This is a genomic window from Streptomyces syringium (genome assembly GCF_017876625.1).
In the GTDB taxonomy this organism is placed as follows: domain Bacteria; phylum Actinomycetota; class Actinomycetes; order Streptomycetales; family Streptomycetaceae; genus Streptomyces; species Streptomyces syringius.
In genome coordinates this window covers 7,191,576-7,210,152 of record NZ_JAGIOH010000001.1, presented here as the reverse complement: position 1 = coordinate 7,210,152, position 18,577 = coordinate 7,191,576, and the positions used below count along the sequence as shown (strand labels likewise).

The window sequence follows — 18,577 nt, the reverse complement described above, 5'->3', positions numbered from 1 at the left end:
CGTTCTTCTCCAGGTCGCTTTCAGTTCGTCGTGCTCTCGGTCGCCAGTCGCAGCAGGCTTTCGGCGTCCATGTCGTCGATCGACTCGATCGGTGACGCGGCGTCGGGCGCGGCGGTGGCGGTCTCGGCTTCTTCGTTGGCGAGCTGCAACACCATGTCCAGCAGGCCCGCCTTGCGGAGCCGGCTGATGGGGACGGTGGTGAGGGCCTCGCGGATGTGCGCGTCCGGGTCGTCCGTCTTCTGTGCCGGTGCGGTGTCCGGGAAGAGGTACGAGCGCAGGCACTGGGCGAGCGCGGTCGGTGTCGGGTAGTCGAACACCAGGGCGGCGGGCAGGGCCAGCCCGGTCGCCACCCGGAGCCGGTTGCGCAGCTCGATGGCGGTCACGGAATCGAAGCCGACGTCGCGGAAGGCCCGGTCGGCGGGGATGGCGTCGGCCGCTTCGTGTCCGAGGGTGGCGGACGCCTCGACGCGGACGACGTCGAGCAGGGCGCGGCCGCGTTCGGCGTCGGACAGCGATTCGAGCCGTCGGCGCAGCGCGGACTCGTCGCCGCCGTCGTCGCCGGCCGGGGCTTCCTGGGCGGAGAGCACCGCGCGGACCTCGGGGATGCCGGACAGCAGGGGGCTGGGGCGGGTGGCGGTGAAGCTCGGGGTGAACAGCTCCCAGTCCATGTCCGTCACCGTGACCTGGGTGTCGTCGTCGGTGAGGCTCTGCTGGAGGGCGGCAATGGCCAGGGACGGCTCCATCGACATGACGCCGCGCCGGCTCAGCCGGTCGTGCACCTCGGCGACCGTGGCCATGCCGGCCTCGGCCCACGCTCCCCAGGCGACGGCCGTGGCGGTCAGGCCCCGGGCCCGGCGGTGCTCGGCGAGGGTGTCGAGGAAGGCGTTCGCGGCGGCGTAGCCCGCCTGTCCGCCGCTGCCCCAGATGCCGGCGCCCGAGGAGAACAGGACGAACGCGTCGAGGTCGAGGTCCGAGGTGGCCTCGTGCAGGTGGAGGGCGGCGGTCAGCTTCGAGCGCAGGAGCGCGTCGAGCTGTTCCAGGGTGAGGGACTGCGCGTCGGCGTCGCCGTCGGCGACACCGGCGGCGTGGACCACGGCCGTCAGGGGGAGCTCGGCGGGCAGCCCCGCCAGCAGTGCGTGCAGCGCGACGCGGTCCGCGGCGTCGCAGGCCGCGATGGTGACCTGGGCGCCCAGGCCCTCGAGTTCGGCGCGGAGCGCCTCGGCGCCGGGGGCTTCGGGCCCGCGGCGGCTGGTGAGGACGACGTGCCGGGCGCCGCGCTCGGTGATCCACCGGGCGACGCGGCCGCCGAGGCCGCCCGTGCCGCCGGTGATGAGCACGGTTCCCCGCTCCCACCAGCGCCGCTCGGGGCGGTTGCCGCCGGGGGCGGCGTGGACGAGCCTGCGGCCGAAGCTCCCCGAGGCGCGGAGGGCCAGCTGGTCCTCGCCGTCCGGTGCGGCCAGGACGGCGCGCAGGCGGGCGGCGGTGCGCGGGTCGACGGTGTCGGGGAGGTCGATCAGACCGCCCCAGCGGCCGGGCTGTTCCAGGGCGGTGACGAGGCCGAGGCCCCACAGTGCGCCCTGGACGGGGTGGGTGACCTTGTCGTCGCGGCCGACCGCGACGGCGTCCCGGGTGAGGCACCACAGCGGTGCCCCTATCCCCGCGTCACCCAGTGCCTGCACCAGGGCCAGCGTCATGGCCAGCCCGTCGGGCACCGAGGTGAAGCCGGGGTGCCGCTCCTCGGCGAGGCCGAGCAGTGACACCACGCCCGTGAGGCCGGGTGTGCCCTCGGCGGTGGCGGCCAGGAGTGCGGTCAGGACGTCACGGTCGGTGTCCTCGACGTCGACGCGGACGGTGTCCGGGCCCAGGGCGTCGATGACGGCCGTGGCCCACGGGTCGTCGGCGCCGCGTGCCGGTGCGACCACCAGCCAGGTGCCGGCCGGGGTCGTGCCGCCGGGCTCGCGGAGCCGGGTCCAGTCCACCTTGTAGCGCAGGGCGTTGGCCGCGGAGGCCTGCCGGGACTTGGTCCGCCACGCCGAGAGGGCCGGCAGCAGCGCGCCCAGGGAGGAGCGTCCGTCGTTCTCGGCGACGCCGAGTTCGCCGGCCAGGGTGTCCAGGTCGCCGTTCTCGACGAGCCCCCAGAAGGCGGTGTCGGCTTCCGTGCCGGTGCCGGGTCCGCCCGGGGCGGGCAGCTCCGCCTCCGGCCAGTACCGGCGGCGCTGGAAGGCGTAGGTGGGCAGCTCGACGGGGGCCTGGGAGGGGGATGCGGGGAACACCGCGCGCCAGTCGACGGGCGCGCCCTGTACGTGTGCCTCGGCCAGGGAGGTCAGGAAGCGCTTGGTGTCGCCCTCGTCGCGGCGCAGCGATCCCAGCGCCACCGCGGACTCGATCTCCGCGGACTCGGCGGTCTCCTGCACGGCCCCGGCGAGGACGGGGTGCGGGCTGGTCTCGACGAAGAGCCGGTGCCCGTCGGCGAGGAGCGCTCGCGTCGCCCGCTCCAGCTGTACGGTCTGCCGCAGGTTGGTGTACCAGTAGGTGCCGTCCATGGCGGGCGTGTCGAGCCGCTCACCGGTGACGGTCGAGTAGAAGGGCACCTTCGGCGCCCGGGGGGTGACCGAGGCCAGCAGGTTCGCCAACTCGTCCTGGATGAGCTCCACTTGGGAGCCGTGCGAGGCGTAGTCGACCGCGACCATGCGGGCGCGGATCTTCTCGGTCGCGCACTGTTCCTTGAGCTCGGCAAGGGCTTCGGGGTCGCCGGAGACGACGACGGAGGACGGGCCGTTCACGGCGGCCAGGGAGATCCGGTCGCCCCAGGGCCCCAGGAGCGCGGTCACCTGCTCGACGGAGGCGGCCACGGACATCATGCCGCCCCTGCCGGACAGGGCCAGCAGGGCCTTGCTGCGCAGTGCCACGACGGCCGCGGCGTCCGGCAGGGACAGGGCGCCCGCGACGCACGCCGCGGCGATCTCGCCCTGCGAGTGGCCCATCACGGCGGCGGGTTCGACACCGTGGGAGCGCCACAGCGCGGACAGGGCCACCATCATCGAGAACAGTGCGGGCTGGACCACGTCGACGCGCTCCAGCAGCGCAGGGTCCCCGGTGCCCGCCAGGACGTCGCGCAGCGACCAGTCGATGTGCGGGGCGAGGGCCTCGGCGCAGTCGTCCACGGCGGACCGGAACACCTCGGAGGTCTCCAGCAGTTCGCGGCCCATGCCCCACCACTGCGAGCCCTGGCCGGGGAAGACGAACACCGGACCGGCGTCGCCGGTGGCGGCGACACCGCGGACGACTCCCGGGGTGGTGCCGGCTGTCGCGAGGGCCTCCAGGCAGCGGGTGAAGTCCTCGTGCGTCTCACCGAGCAGCACCGCGCGGTGCTCCAGGCGGGGCCTGGTGGTGGCCAGTGACCAGCCGACGCTCACGGGAGGCAGTTCGGGGCTGTCGCCCACGTGGGCGAGCAGCCGGGCGGCCTGGTCGCGCAGCGCGGCGTCGGACTTCGCGGAGACCAGCCAGGGCACGACGCCCGTGTGGTCGGGAGCGGGTTCGGCGCCGTCGGCCTCGGTGTCCGGTGCCTGTTCGAGGATGAGGTGGGCGTTGGTGCCGCTGATGCCGAACGACGACACGCCCGCCCGGCGGGTGCGTCCCTCCGCCTGCCATTTCTCGGTCTCGGTCAGCAGCTCCACCGCACCCGAGGACCAGTCCACCCGCGACGAGGGCTCGCTCACGTTGACCGTCCTGGGCAGGACGCCTTCCCGCAGGGCCATGACCATCTTGATGACGCTGGCGACACCGGCGGCGGCCTGGGTGTGGCCGATGTTGGCCTTGAGGGAGCCCAGCCGCAGCGGTGTCTCCCGGTCCTGTCCGTAGGTGGCCAGCAGGGCCTGGGCCTCGATCGGGTCGCCCAGCTTGGTGCCGGTGCCGTGTGCCTCGACCACGTCGACGTCGGCGGGCGAGACGCCCGCGTTGGCGAGGGCCTGTCGGATGACGCGCTGCTGGGAGGGGCCGTTGGGGGCCGTCAGACCGTTGGACGCGCCGTCCTGGTTGATGGCCGAGCCGCGGACGACCGCGAGGACCCGGTGGCCGTTGCGGCGGGCGTCGGAGAGCCGCTCCAGCAGGACGAGGCCGACGCCCTCGGCGAGGGTCATGCCGTCCGCGTCGTCGGAGAACGGCTTGCAGTGGCCGTTGACGGCTAGGGCGCGCTGCCGGCTGAAGCCGATGAAGGGGCTCGGGGTCGACATGACGGCGACACCGCCCGCGAGGGCGAGGGTGCTCTCGCCGTTGCGCAGCGACTGGCAGGCCAGGTGCAGGGCGACCAGCGACGACGAGCAGGCCGTGTCGACCGTGACCGCCGGGCCCTCCAGGCCGAAGAGGTAGGAGACCCGGCCGGAGAGCACGCTGGACGCGGTGCCGGTGGCCATGTAGGTCTCGGACTCGGCGGCGTTCGGGACCCCGGAGGTGTAGTCCTGGTAGGTCGCGCCGATGAACGTGCCGGTCGGGCTGCCCCGCAGCGAGTCGGGGTCGATGCCGGCGCGTTCGAGGGCCTCGTGCGCGGTCTCCAGCAGCAGCCGCTGCTGGGGGTCCATCGCCACTGCCTCACGGGGGGAGATGCCGAAGAAGGAGGCGTCGAACTCGGCGGCCTCGTGCAGGAACCCGCCCTGGACGGAGTAGGTCCGGCCGTGCCGGTCGGGGTCGGGGTCGAAGAGCGCGTCGGCGTCCCAGCCGCGGTCGGCGGGGAACTCGGAGATCACGTCGGCGCCGTCGACGAGCAGCCGCCACAGGTCCTCGGGGGTGTGCGCGCCGCCGGGGTAGCGGCAGCTCATCCCGACGATCGCGATCGGCTCGTCGGTCGCGGCGGCGGACACCGCGGGAGCGGTGGCGGCGGCGGTGCCCGCGATCTCGTCGCGGAGGAACTCCGCCAGGGCGAGGGGGGTCGGGTAGTCGAAGACCAGGGTGCTGGGCAGCCGCAGTCCGGTGGCGGTCACCAGCCGGTTGCGCAGGTCGACGGAGGTGACGGAGTCGAAGCCGACGTCGCGGAAGGCACGCCGTTCGGGGAAGGCCTCACCGGAGGCGTGGCCGAGGACGGTCGCGGCCTGGCCGCGGACCAGGTCCAGCAGCAGGCGGTCCCGCTCGGCGGCGGGCAGGGCGCGCAGCCGGGCCGCGAACTCTCCTTCGGCGCCGGCGTTCACGGCCGCCGCCACGGGCCGGGTCAGCCGCTGAACCTCGGGCACCTCGTCGAACAGCGTCGTGGGCCGGCCGGATGTGAAGATCGGGTGGTAGACGTCCCAGTTGACGTCGGCGATGGCGAGTACCGTCTCGTCGTCGTCCAGGGCGCGCCGCATGCCGGCCAGTGCCGGGCCCGCGTCGATGAAGCCGAGGCCGCTGCGGCGGATCTGGTGCGGGTCGAGCTGCGCGGCCTCCGCGTCGTCGGGCCACTTCCCCCAGTGCAGGGACGTGGCGGTCGCCCCGCGGGCGCGGCGGTGGTCGGCCAGCGCGCTCAGATAGGCGTTGCCCGCGCCGTACGCGGCGTGCCGGCCGCTGCCCCACATGCCGGTGATGGAGGAGAAGAGGACGAACGCGTCGAGTTCCTCGTCGTCCAGCAGTTCGTCCAGGTGCCGGGCACCGGCGACCTTGGCGTGGACGACCCTGGCGAACTCCTCCATGGTGGTCTCGGCCAGCGACTCCAGCTCGATGACCGCCGCGGCGTGCACGACCGTCCGCACGGCGCGACCGTCGGCTCCCAGTCCCGACAGCAGCCCGGCGACCGCGTCGCGGTCGCTGATGTCACAGGCGACCGCTTCGGCCTCGGTGCCCAGCTCGGCGAGTTCGGCGATCAGCTCCGTGGCGCCGGGCGCGGCCGGGCCCCGGCGGCTGACCAGCACGAGGTGTTCGGCGCCCTGGGCCGCGAGCCACCGTGCGAGGTCCGGGGCCAGCGCCCCGGAGCCGCCGGTGATCAGCGTCGTACCGTGCGGCCGCCAGCCGCGTCCCGCGCCCTGGCCGCCGGCGGCGGCCCGGACCACCCGCCGGGTGAAGACGCCGGAGGACCGGATCGCGAGCTGGTCCTCGCCGGTGGTGCCCGCCAGGACGGCCGCGAGCCGTCGGCCGGCGCGCTCGTCGAGCGTGTCGGGCAGGTCGACGAGACCGCCCCAGCGCTGCGGGTGTTCCAGCGCGGCCGTCCAGCCCACGCCGTGCACCTGTGCCTGTACCGGATGGGTGACCAGGTCCGAGCGGCCGGTCGATACCGCGCCACGGGTCAGGCACCACAGCGGTGCGTCGATGCCCGTGTCGCCCAGGGCCTGGACGAGCGAGACGGTCAGGGCGAGGCCGGAGGCGAGTTGCGGGTACGCGGTGCTCGGCTGTTCCGCCGCCGCCAGCACGGAGACGATGCCCGCCACGTCGTGGGCGTCATCGAGCCGGGCCGCGAGGACGGCGCGGTCGACGCAGGAGTCGTCCAGGACCAGACGGCGCACCTCGGCGTCCTGGCCGGTCAGTGCGGTCACCACGTCGTCGTCCGCGATGCCCTCGGCCGTGACCACGAGCCAGGTGCCCGACAGCGAGGCCTTCGGCACACCGCTCAGCGGTGACCAGGCCACGCGGTAACGCCACGCGTCCAGCGCGGACTGCTCACGGCGCTCACGGCGCCACGACGAGAGGGCGGGCAGGACGGCGGCGAGGGAGTCCTCGTCGATGTGCAGTCGGGAGGTGAGCGAGCCGAGGTCCTCCCGCTCCACGGCGGCCCAGAACTCGGTGTCGGCGGGGTCCGCCGCCGCGAGGAGTTCGACCTCGTGCGGCATGGCCCAGAGGCGTTCGTGCTGGAACGGGTAGGTGGGCAGGTCCACCCGGCGGGCACCGGTGCCGGTGTAGAGGGACCGCCAGTCGACCGGCACGCCCCGGACGTACACCTCGGCCAGCGAGGTCAGGAAGCGGTGGAGGTCACCCTCGTAGCGCCGCAGGGTCCCGACCGCGACGGCGTGGCCGCCGGCGTCCTCGATGACGTCCTGTACGGCCATCGCCAGCACGGGGTGCGAGCTGACCTCCACGAACACGCCGTGGTCCGCGTCGAGCAGCGTCCGTATGCCGGCTTCGAACCGGACGGTGTTGCGCAGGTTGCGATGCCAGTACTCGGCGTCCATGCCGCTGGTGTCCAGCCACTCCCCCGACACCGTCGAGACGAAGGGCACGTCGGACTCGCGGGGCCGGATCGGCCCCAGCTCGGACAGCAGCTCCTCGTGCAGGTCCTCGACCTGCGCGGAGTGCGAGGCGTAGTCCACCGCGATCCGCCGCACCCGGACACCCTCGTCCGTGAGCCGCGCGGTCAGCTCGTCCAGACCCTCCGGGTCACCGGACACCACCACCGAACGCGGACCGTTGACGGCGGCGACGGACACCCGGCCCGCGAAACCACCCAAGCGCCCCTCGACCTCGGCCACCGGCAGGCCGACGGACATCATCCCGCCACGGCCCGCCAGCCGACGGCCGATCGCCTGGCTGCGCAGCGCCACCACCCGCGCGCCGTCCTCCAACGACAACGCACCCGACACCACCGCAGCCGCGATCTCACCCTGCGAATGACCCACCACCGCATCCGGAGACACACCGTGCGCCTGCCACAACGCCGCCAACGACACCATCACCGCGAACGACGCCGGCTGAATGACGTCGACCCGCTCCAGGGACGGCGCACCCGGCATCTGGCGCAGGACGTCCGTCAGCGACCAGTCCACGAAGGCGCCCAGCGCCTGGGCGCACTCCGCCAGCCTCTCGGCGAAGACGGGCGACTCCTCCAGCAGACGGGCGCCCATGCCCACCCACTGCGAACCCTGGCCGGGGAACACGAACACCGTCTTGCCGTCGATGTCCGCGACGCCCTGGACGACGGCGGCGGCGGTCTCCTCGGCCGCCAGGGCGCCGAGTCCCTCCCGCAGGTCGTCCATGCCGGCGCCCACCATCACGGCGCGGTGTTCGAACAGCGACCGGGAGGCGAGGGAGTACCCCACGTCGACCGGGCGGAGGCCGGGTTCGGCGTCCAGCCGGGAGAGGAGGTTCGCGGCCTGGTCGCGCACGGCGGCCGGGGCCCGGCCGGAGAGCACCCAGGGGACCACGGTGGCGGGGTTGTCCGTGGCCGGCGGCTCCTCGGCGGCCGGCTCCGCGTCCCGCGGTGCTTCCTCCAGCACCGCGTGCGCGTTCGTGCCGCTGACGCCGAAGGAGGACACCGCGCAGCGGCGCGGCCGCTCCCCCACCGGCCAGGCGACCGACTCGGTGAGCAGCTCCACGGCGCCCGCCGACCAGTCCACGTGGGACGAGGCGGTGTCGCTGTGCAGGGACTTGGGGAGGACGCCGTGGCGCATCGCCATGACCATCTTGATGACACCCGCGACGCCCGCCGCGGCCTGCGTATGACCGATGTTCGACTTCAGCGAACCCAGCCGCAAGGGCACCTCACGACCCTGGCCATAGGTGGCCAGCAGCGCCTGCGCCTCGATCGGGTCACCCAGCCTCGTACCCGTACCGTGCGCCTCCACCGCGTCCACATCGGCCACCGACAGACCCGCGTTCGCCAACGCCTGCCGGATGACCCGCTGCTGCGACGGACCGTTCGGCGCCGTCAGACCGTTCGACGCACCATCCTGATTCACCGCACTGCCCCGCAGCACCGCCAGCACCGGATGACCGTTGCGCCGCGCGTCCGACAGCCGTTCGACGACGAGTGCGCCGACTCCTTCGGACCAGCCCGTGCCGTCGGCCGCGTCGGAGAACGCCTTGCAGCGGCCGTCGGGGGCCAGGCCGCCCTGCTTGCTGAACTCGACGAACACGGCGGGGTCGGACAGGACGGTGACGCCGCCGACGACGGCGAGCGAGCACTCGTCGTCCCGCAGCGACCGCATCGCGACGTGCAGGGCCACCAGCGAGGACGAGCAGGCGGTGTCGACGGTGAGCGCCGGGCCTTCGAGGCCCAGGGTGTAGGCGAGCCGTCCCGACAGGACGCTGGCCGCGGTGCCGGTCAGCGCGTGGCCGTCCAGTTCGCCCGTCGCCCGGGCCGTGCCCGGGTTCCAGTGGTACGAGCCGACGAAGACGCCCGCCTGGCTGCCGCGCAGCGACAGCGGGTCGATGCCGGCCCGCTCCAGGGCCTCCCAGGAGACCTCCAGCAGCAGCCGCTGCTGCGGGTCCATGCCCAGCGCCTCACGCGGGGAGATCCCGAAGAAGCCGGCGTCGAAGTCGCCCGCCTCGTAGAGGAAGCCGCCCTCGTGGGTGTCGCTGTGGCCCTCGCCGTCGCCGGTCAGCGCGGCCAGGTCCCAGCCGCGGTCGGCCGGGAAGCCGGAGATGGCGTCGCCCTCGGAGGCGACCAGGTCCCACAGTCCCTCCGGCGAGCTGACCCCGCCGGGGAACCGGCAGCCCATGCCCACGATCGCGATCGGCTCGCGGCTCTTGGACTCCAGTTCGTCGATGCGCTGGCGCGCACGTCGGAGGTCTGCGGCGACTCGCCTCAAGTAGTCGACAACTTTGTCCTGCTGGTCTTCCTGCACCGGTCCGTCCTCATCCCGTTATGAACGAAAGCTGTCGATCTTTAAGCGATTTCGAATTCTTCGTCGATGATGTCGAGCAGTCTGTCGACCGACGCTGTCTTGATGTCCTCTTCGGAGTCGTCGGGCAGCTCCGCCGTTCCCGTCAATTCCCTGAGTGAGACGACGAGTTGGTCCAGGCGCGCGGCGATCGCCGCGCGCTCGGCGTCCGTGGCGTCCGCCGCCGCGGCCCGCACCACGGCCTCCAGCGTGTCGAGTTCCTGGAGAGCCGACTCCGGTGAGCCGTCCACGAGGTGCGCCAGCAGATGGTCGGCGACCGACGCCGGTGTCGGGCAGTCGAAGACGAGCGAGCTGGGCAGCCGCAGCCCGGTGACGGCGCTCAGCCGGTCACAGAGTTCGACCGCGGTGAGCGAGTCGAAGCCCAGTTCCTTGAAGATGTGGTGGGCGCCGACGCGCCCCACGCCGCTGTGCCCGAGCACGGCGGCGGCCTCGGAGCGTACGAGGTCGAGCAGATAGCCGGTACGCCGGTCGGCGGGCATCGACTCCAGACGCGCGCCGAGCGGCAGCGCCCGGCCGGCCGGTGCGGGTGCGGGCCCCGCCTCGGCGTGGTCACCGTCGGCCGCCGTGTGCCGCAAGGTGGTGTCCGCCCCGATCGGCCAGAAGCGCTCGCGCTGGAAGGCGTACGTCGGCAGGTCCACCCGGTGGGCGGCCGTGCCCTCGAACATCCGCGGCCAGTCCACCGGCACGCCGATGACGTGCAGTCGGCTCAGCGCGGTCAGCAGGGCGGTCTCCTCGCCGCGGTCGTCGCGCAGGGCGGGTACCACGGTGAGGTCCGCCGCGCCCAGGCAGTCCCTGGCCATGGCGGAGAGGATCCCGCCGGGGCCCAGTTCGAGGGTGACGCCCACGCCGGCCGTGTGCAGGGTCGTGATGCCGTCGGCGAAGCGGACGGCCCGGCGTACGTGCCGCACCCAGTACTCCGGTGAGCACAGTTCCCCCTGCTCGGCGACGCGGCCGGTGAGGTTGGAGACCACGGGCAGGTGCGGGGCGGAGAACGTCAGGCCTTCGAGGACCGCGCGGAACTCGTCGAGCATCGGTTCCATCAGCGGAGAGTGGGCGGCCATCGTCACCCGCAGCCGTGAGGTCTTGCGCCCGTCGGCCGCCAGTCGTCCCGCGATCTCCAGGACCGTTTCCCGGTTTCCGGAGACGACCACCGACGACGGGCCGTTGACCGCGGCGATCGACACCTTGCCGGTCAGCAGCGGCTGCACCTCGTCCTCGGTCGCCTGGACGGCGACCATCGCGCCGCGGTCCGCGACCTCCTGCATCAGCCGGCCGCGCTCGGCCACCAGGCGGCAGGCGTCCTCCAGCGAGAACACGCCGGCCACATGGGCGGCCGCCACCTCGCCGATGGAGTGGCCGGCCACGAACTCCGGTGTGACACCGAAGGACTCCACCAGGCGGAACAGCGCCACCTCGACCGCGAACAGGGCGGTCTGGGTGTAGCCGGTGAGGTTCAGCTCCTCCGGGTCCTCGCCCCACATCACCTCCCGGAGCGGGCGCGGCACATAGCGGTCGAGGACGGACAGCGCCTTGTCCAGGGCGTCGGCGAAGACGGGGAACCGTCCGTACAGCTCCCGGCCCATGCCGAGGCGCTGGCTCCCCTGCCCGGGGAACAGCACCGCCAGGGCTCCCGCGCCGCCAGCCGTACCGCGTGCCGCGAGGGCGGTCTCGCCCCGTGCGGCGAGCAGCACGGCACGGTGCTCGAAGACCGACCGGCCGGCCGCCAGGGAGAAGCCGACGTCCACCGGTGAGAGTCCGGCGTCGGCGGCCGCGAGCGGCCTGACGCGGTCCAATTGGGCGTCGAGCGCCTCCTCGGTGCGGGCGGACACCACCCACGGCACCACAGCGGGCTCCGTGCCCGAGCCCGGCTCCCGTACCGGTTCGGCGACCGGCGGGGCCTGCTCCAGCACCGCGTGCGCGTTGGTGCCGCTGATGCCGAACGACGACACCCCGGCGCGCCGGACGCGCCCCGTCTCCGGCCACGGCACGGTGTCGGTGAGCAGTTCCACGGCGCCCGCCGACCAGTCGGCCCGTGCTGTGGGCGTATCGACGTGCAGGGTCTTGGGGAGGACGCCGTGGCGCATCGCCATGACCATCTTGATGACACCCGCGACACCCGCCGCGGCCTGCGTATGACCGATGTTCGACTTCAGCGAACCCAGCCGCAACGGCACCTCACGACCCTGCCCGTACGTGGCCAGCAGCGCCTGCGCCTCGATCGGGTCACCCAGCCTCGTACCCGTACCGTGCGCCTCCACCGCGTCGACGTCTTCAGGGGACAGTCCGCCGCTGGCGAGCGCCTGGCGGATGACCCGCTGCTGCGACGGACCGTTCGGCGCCGTCAGACCGTTCGACGCACCATCCTGATTCACCGCACTGCCCCGCAGCACCGCCAGCACCGGATGACCGTTGCGCCGCGCGTCCGACAGCCGTTCCAGCAGCACCATGCCGACGCCCTCGGCCCAGGCCGTGCCGTCCGCGTCGTCGGAGAAGACCTTGCAGCGGCCGTCGGGGGCCAGGCCGCCCTGCCGGGAGTGCCCGACGAAGGCGGCGGGGGTGGACATGACCGTCACCCCGCCGGCCAGGGCGAGCGAGCACTCCCCCGCGCGCAGCGACCGCGCCGCCCAGTGCAGGGCCACCAGGGAGGAGGAGGCGGCCGTGTCCACGGTGATCGCCGGTCCCTCCAGTCCGAGGGTGTAGGCCACCCGGCCGGAGGCCACGGCCGGGGACAGTCCCGTCAGGGAGTGCCCTTCCAGGTCCTCCGCCGAGTGCTGGGTGACGAGCGCGTAGTCCTGGCCGCTGGTGCCGACGAAGACCCCGGTGCGGCTGCCGCGCAGGCTCACCGGGTCGATCCCGGCGTGTTCGACCGCCTCCCAGGACACCTCCAGCGTCAGGCGCTGCTGCGGGTCCATGCCCAGCGCCTCACGCGGGGAAATGCCGAAGAAGCCGGCGTCGAAGTCGGCCGCGTCGTAGAGGAAGCCGCCCTCACGGGCGGCGCTGGAGCCCCGGCCGGTACCGGCGAGGGCCTCCAGGTCCCAGCCGCGGTCGGCGGGGAACGCGGAGATCACGTCCTGGCCGGAGGCGACCACGTCCCACAGGTCCGCGGCCGACCGCACGCCGCCGGGGTACCGGCACGCCATGCCGACGATCGCCACCGGGTCGGCGGCGTGCGCTCCCGCCCCCTGATCGCCCGCGCCGCAGGACGCGCTGTCTGCTCCGCTCGTCATGACGCTGCACCACCCATGAGGAATGTCGGCTCGGATACTTCACTTCGAGCCGGATCGTATGGGCGGGAAGGCTGTAGATTTCCCTACAAGAAGAACGCGATCTCTTCGCTGACGCCGTGTCATATCCGGTACGCAGGGCCGGGTCCGGTGCTCCTGCCGATCCGTCGGCCGCACAAGACTAGGGATTCACTTCGACCTGGCGTGAGACCACGTAACTGTCACGCTTCTTCCCGCACTCTTGTCCCTTGACGTCCCGGGCGGACGACGCCGGCCGTGGACGCGGGCATCGATGGAGACGCGGCCACTCGGCGACCGGCCGTGCGCACACCTGGCGCCGAACTGCCGGGCCGCCACTTCTGGAGGGTTATTGTCATGGGCTCGACTCGGCGGCCGATTCTGTTTGTCAGTTATCCCGAAAGCGGACTGCTGAATCCGCTGCTCGTCCTGGCCGAGGAGCTGTCCCGCCGGGGCGTCGAGGACCTGTGGTTCGCGACGGACGGGAACCGGCGCTCGGAGATCGAGGCGCTCAAGGTGGACACCCCGGTGGAGTTCGCCTCCCTGGGCGAGGTGGTGCCCGAGATGTCGGCCGTCACCTGGGACGACAAGACGTACCGGGAGGTGACGCAGCGGTCGAGGTTCAAGGCGCACCGGGCGGTCATCAAGCATTCGTTCGCCCCCCGCTCGCGGGTGGCGAAGTACCGGGCGCTCGAGGCCGTGGTGGACGAGGTCAAGCCGGCGCTGATGGTCATCGAGAGCATGTGCCAGTACGCGTACGAGCTGGCGGTCACCAAGAAGATCCCGTTCGTGCTGGGTGTGCCGTTCCTGCCCAGCAATGTGCTGACCTCGCACGTGCCCTTCGCCAAGTCGTACACGCCGGCCCACTTCCCCGTGCCGCACACGGGTCTGCCGTTGGACATGACCCCCGCGCAGCGGGCGGCCAACCATCTGTTCCGCCTGCGCACGCTGGGGCTGTTCCTGACGTCCGACATGCGCAAGGTGGTGGAGGAGGACAACCGGGTCCGCGAGGAGCTGGGCATCTCTCCCGAGGCGCGCGGGATGATGGTCCGGATCGACAAGTCCGAGCTGGTCCTGTGCTATTCGGTGCCCGAGCTGGACTACCCGTTCCCCGTTCCCCCCAAGATGCGGCTGGTCGGCACGATGGTGCCGCCGCTGCCTCAGGCGCCCGAGGACGACGGCCTCTCGGACTGGCTCGCGCGCAACGACTCCGTGGTCTACATGGGGTTCGGCACGATCACCAGGCTGACGCGGGCGCACGTCGCGTCGCTGGTGGAGGTCGCGCGGCGGATGAGCGACCGGCACCAGTTCCTGTGGAAGCTGCCCAAGGAGCAGCAGAAGCTGCTGCCTTCGGCGGAGCTGCTGCCGGACAATCTGCGGATCGTGGACTGGGTTCCCTCCCAGCTCGATGTGCTGGCCCACCCGAGTGTGAAGGTCTTCTTCACGCACGCGGGCGGCAACGGTTTCCACGAGGGCCTGTACTTCGGCAAGCCCCTGGTCGTCAGGCCGTTGTGGGTGGACTGCGACGACCAGGCCCGGCGGGGTCAGGACTTCGGGGTGAGCCTGAAGCTCGACCGCCCCGAGACCGTCGACGCGGACGACGTGGTCGACAAGCTGGCCAGGGTGCTCGGCGACCGTTCGTTCCGCGAGCGCGCCGAGCACTTCGGACAGATTCTGCGGGCGGCCGGCGGGCGGGGCGCCGCGGCCGATCTGATCCTTGGACTCCCCGCACTGGCAAAGGACTGAGCGAGGTTTCCATGGCATTCACGTATCCGGTTTCGCAGCCCTGGCTCAAGGGGCGGGAACTTTCCTATGTGACCGAGGCGATCAACGACGGCTGGATCTCGTCGCAGGGCCCCAAGGTCAAGGAATTCGAGAGCGAATTCGCGCGGTACAACGGTGTCGCGCACGGAGTCGCCTGTTCCTCCGGGACCACGGCGCTGACCCTCGCCCTGCGGGCGCTCGGGGTCGGCCCGGGCGACGAGGTGCTGATCCCCGAATTCACGATGATCGCGAGCGCGTGGTCGGCGACGTATCTGGGCGCGACCCCGGTGTTCGTGGACTGCGGGGACGACCTCAATATCGATGTCTCCCGCATCGAGGAGAAGATCACCGAGCGCACGAAGGTCATCATGCCGGTGCACGTCTACGGGCGCCGGTGCGACATGGACGCGATCATGGAGCTGGCCCACGACTACAACCTGCGGGTCGTGGAGGACTCGGCGGAGGCGCACGGCGTACGGCCGGTCGGTGACATCGCCTGTTACTCGCTCTTCGCCAACAAGATCATCACCTCCGGTGAGGGCGGCGTCTGCCTCACCAACGACCCCCGGCTGGCCGAGCAGATGGCCCATCTGCGGGGGATGGCCTTCAACAAGGCGCACAACTTCCTGCACAAGAAGCTCGCCTACAACTTCCGTATGACGAACCTCCAGGCCGCCGTCGCACTGGCCCAGGTGGAGCAGCTCGACGAGATCCTGGCCACCCGCCGGGAGATAGAGAAGCGCTACGACGAGGGCCTGCGGGGCATCGAGGGGATCACCCTGATGCCCCCGCGGGACGTGCTGTGGATGTACGACCTGCGCGCCGAGCGCCGTGAGGAGCTGCGCGCGTTCCTGGCCGACGCCTCCATCGAGACCCGGGTGTTCTTCAAGCCGATGAGCATGCAGCCCGGCTATCTCGACCCGGTCTGGCCGACGCTGAACGCGACCCGGTTCAGCGAGGACGGCTTCTATCTGCCGACCCACACGGGCCTGACCGAGGACGACCAGAACTACATCATCGGGAAGATCCGCGAGTTCTACGACGCGCGCTGACCCCGGGACCGTGGGGGCGGCCGGCGGCCGCCCCCACGGCAACCCACTGCCCACGACTGGGACGTTTCGACCCTCAGGGAACTGCACACATGACTACCACCGATTCGAACCTGGTCGGCTTCCCGTTGCGGCGGCCCGGCCGGCCCTATCCGCCGGAGGAGTACGCGGGCCTGCGCAAGCGCGAGGGGCTCGTCCGCTCGACGCTGCCCACCGGCGCGTCGGTCTGGCTGGTGACCCGGCACGAAGAGGTCCGGGCCGTGCTCACCGACCCCCGGATCAGCTCCAATCCCTCGCACCCGGGCTTCCCCCGTCCGGCGAAGACCGGTGGGGTACCGGCCCAGGACCAGGTGCCCGGCTGGTTCGTGGCCCTGGACCCGCCGGAGCACACCCGATTCCGCAAGACGCTGATCCCCGAGTTCACCGTGCGCCGTATCAGGGAGATGCGGCCGGTGATCCAGGCGATCGTCGACGAGCGCATCGACGCCATGCTCGCCGGAGGCAACTCCGCCGATCTCATCTCGGACTTCGCGCTGCCCGTGCCGTCGCTGGTGATCTCCAGGCTGCTGGGGGTACCGAAGGCCGACTGCGACTTCTTCGAGGCCCAGACCCGGGTGCTGGTCACTCTGACCTCGACCGACGAGCAGCGGGAGGCGGCCACCAAGGCGCTGCTGCGCTATCTCAACCGGCTGATCGCGCTCAAGACGAAGCGGCCGGGCGACGACCTGATGAGCCGGCTGCTGGCGGACGGCAAGCTGACCCCGCAGGAACTGTCGGGCGTGGGGATGCTGTTGCTCATCGCCGGCCACGAGACGACGGCGAACAACATCGGGCTCGGCGCGGTGACGCTGCTGATGAACCCGCAGTGGATCGGTGACGACCGGGCGGTGGAGGAGCTGCTGCGCTACTACTCCGTCGCCGACCTGGTGGCCTTCCGGGTCGCCGTCGAGGACGTGGAGATCGGCGGGCAGCTCATCAAGGCGGGCGAGGGCATCGTCCCGCTCGTCGCCGCGGCCAACCACGACGAGACCGTCTTCGAGTGCCCGCACCAGTTCGATCCCAGCCGGTCCGCGCGCCACCACGTGGCGTTCGGCTACGGGGTGCACCAGTGCCTGGGGCAGAACCTGGTCCGGGTCGAGATGGAACTCGCCTACCGGTCGCTGTTCGAGCGGATCCCGACGCTGGAACTCGCGGTGCCGGTCGAGGAGCTGCCGCTGAAGTACGACGGCGTGCTCTTCGGGCTGCACGCGCTGCCCGTGCGCTGGTAGCGGCGTTCGCCCGCGGGTCGGACGGGGGACTCGGACTCCCCCGTCCGGCCCGTCGTGTACCGGGCACGCGAGAAGGTATCGATTCGCCGATGGAGGAAAATGATGGTTCGTATCAGCGTGGACATCGACAGCTGTATCGGAGCCGGGCAGTGCGTGCTGTCGGCGCCGGAGGTCTTCGACCAGGACGACGACGGGATCGTCATGGTCCTCGACGGGGAGCCGGGTGAGCCGGTGGCGGAGGACGTGCGGCTGGCGGGCAGGATCTGCCCGTCCCAGGCGATCACCGTGCACGAGGACTGAGCCGCCGTACGTACCGGTGGCACGGAAACAGGCCCCGCCCCCACCTGATGGTGGGGGCGGGGCCCGTTTCACGCCCCGTTCACATCCCGGGCGGGGCCGTCACCACCGCATGGGCAGTTCGGTGAGACCGCCCGAGAGGCGGCCGCCCAGCACCTGGAGGTCCTCCACCGGCAGGCCGAGCCGCAGCCCGGGCAGCCGGGTGAAGAGCAGGGTGTACATCGTCCGCAGCTCCAGCCGGGCCAGCGGGGCGCCGACGCAGTGCCACATGCCGTGGCCGAACGTCAGATGTGGGTTGGGCGAGCGGGTGATGTCGAAGCGCTCCGGCTCGTCGAAGACCTGCTCGTCGAAGTTGGGGAGGGTGAAGTCGAGCAGGACGAGGTCGCCCGCCTCGATGGTCACCTCGCCGATCTCGACGTCGGCGCTGGCGTACCGCGGCAGCACCGAACCGCCGGCCTTGGCCGTCCGCAGGATCTCCTCGACGGCGGCGGCCATGACGCGCGGGTCCCCCAGCGCGGCCTGCCGCGCCTCGGGATTGGTGGCGAGCAGCACCACGCCGAGGTCGACGTGGCTCGCGACGGCGTCCAGCCCGGCGAACAGCAGCCCCGCGGCCATGGGGCCGACCTTCTCGGCCGGGGCCCCGGTCTCGCACAGCCGGGACATCACGTCGTCGCCGGGGGCCGCCTGTTTACGGCCCGCCAGCTCGACCAGGTAGGCGAAGAGGGCCCGCTGGCCCTCCACGACCCGCTGTGGGTCGTCCACGCCGGCCATGCCGGACAGCAGCTCCACCAGGCGCGCCCGGTCCTCGGGCGGCACACCGATGAGTTCGCAGAGCACCATCAGGGAGTACGGCAGGGACAGCTGCCCGTGCAGATCGGCCGGCGGCCCCTGGGCGACGAACCCCTCCAGCACACCCTCCGCGATGGCCTCCACACGGGGCTTCAGGTCGCGGACGCGCTTGGCGGAGAAGTTCGGTGTGAGCAGCGTGCGGGTCTCGGCGTGCAGCTTGCGCGCGCTCTCGGGGTCGGCGTCGGTGATCAGCATGTCCAGGAACGGGTTCCTGACGTACCGCGGGGCGTTGGCCGGGTCGGGGTGCGAGCGGCCGAGACGCTCGTCGAGCAGGAGTTGCTTGAGCTCGGCGTGCCGGGTCACGAGCCATGCCTCGTCGCCGGCGGGGGTCTTGACCCGGCAGACCGGGCTTCGGGCCTGGAGGCCGCGGAGCAGCGGGCTCAGTCTCAGTACGGCGGGCGGGTCGGCGGTGATCTCGGGCAGTTCGTAGGACGTGGTCATGGAGCCTCCTTCTGGCGGTTGGGCGAGGGAGCGTGGGGTGGCCGCCCCGGTTTCCGGGGCGGCCACCCCACGTACGGGGTCCCGGTGACCGGGTG

At 72.2% G+C, this 18,577-nt stretch carries 6 protein-coding genes and 1 pseudogene; 4 read left to right on the top strand and 3 right to left on the bottom strand.

Annotated elements, in window-relative coordinates:
- Positions 1 to 20 precede the first annotated feature (20 nt).
- Positions 21 to 9,515, bottom strand: a complete 9,495-nt coding sequence (locus JO379_RS31055; RefSeq protein WP_209518058.1) for a type I polyketide synthase — start codon at positions 9,513 to 9,515, stop codon at positions 21 to 23.
- Positions 9,516 to 9,808: 293 nt separating this feature from the next.
- Positions 9,809 to 12,733 (bottom strand): annotated as a pseudogene (locus JO379_RS31050) (type I polyketide synthase); the annotation flags it as partial.
- Between the two features lie 438 nt (positions 12,734 to 13,171).
- Here JO379_RS31050 and JO379_RS31045 point away from each other — a divergent pair.
- The 4 genes from JO379_RS31045 (at position 13,172) to JO379_RS31030 (ending at position 17,195) form a co-directional block, all read left to right on the top strand.
- Entirely contained in the window at positions 13,172 to 14,560 is a 1,389-nt protein-coding gene (locus JO379_RS31045; protein ID WP_209518054.1) for a glycosyltransferase, read from the top strand.
- 11 nt (positions 14,561 to 14,571) lie between these two features.
- On the top strand, positions 14,572 to 15,630 hold the full coding sequence (locus JO379_RS31040; RefSeq protein WP_130880875.1) for a DegT/DnrJ/EryC1/StrS family aminotransferase: 1,059 nt from the start codon (positions 14,572 to 14,574) through the stop codon (positions 15,628 to 15,630).
- 89 nt (positions 15,631 to 15,719) lie between these two features.
- On the top strand, positions 15,720 to 16,895 hold the full coding sequence (locus JO379_RS31035; RefSeq protein ID WP_130880876.1) for a cytochrome P450: 1,176 nt from the start codon (positions 15,720 to 15,722) through the stop codon (positions 16,893 to 16,895).
- A gap of 99 nt (positions 16,896 to 16,994) precedes the next feature.
- Complete coding sequence (locus JO379_RS31030) at positions 16,995 to 17,195, top strand: ferredoxin (RefSeq protein WP_242626363.1); 201 nt, start codon at positions 16,995 to 16,997, stop codon at positions 17,193 to 17,195.
- A 99-nt stretch (positions 17,196 to 17,294) separates the two neighbouring features.
- On the opposite strand, the gene JO379_RS31025 is transcribed toward JO379_RS31030, so the two are convergent.
- A complete protein-coding gene (locus JO379_RS31025) occupies positions 17,295 to 18,482 on the bottom strand; it encodes a cytochrome P450 (RefSeq protein WP_130880877.1) in 1,188 nt (395 codons plus the stop codon).
- Between the last annotated feature and the right edge of the window lie 95 nt (positions 18,483 to 18,577).

Bases quoted from the DNA above. Each gene is read 5' to 3' on its own strand.
- JO379_RS31025 (WP_130880877.1), bottom strand. From the start codon at position 18,482: ATGACCACGTCCTACGAACTGCCCGAGATCACCGCCGACCCGCCCGCC.
- JO379_RS31035 (WP_130880876.1), top strand. From the start codon at position 15,720: ATGACTACCACCGATTCGAACCTGGTCGGCTTCCCGTTGCGGCGGCCC.
- JO379_RS31045 (WP_209518054.1), top strand. From the start codon at position 13,172: ATGGGCTCGACTCGGCGGCCGATTCTGTTTGTCAGTTATCCCGAAAGC.
- JO379_RS31040 (WP_130880875.1), top strand. From the start codon at position 14,572: ATGGCATTCACGTATCCGGTTTCGCAGCCCTGGCTCAAGGGGCGGGAA.
- JO379_RS31030 (WP_242626363.1), top strand. From the start codon at position 16,995: ATGATGGTTCGTATCAGCGTGGACATCGACAGCTGTATCGGAGCCGGG.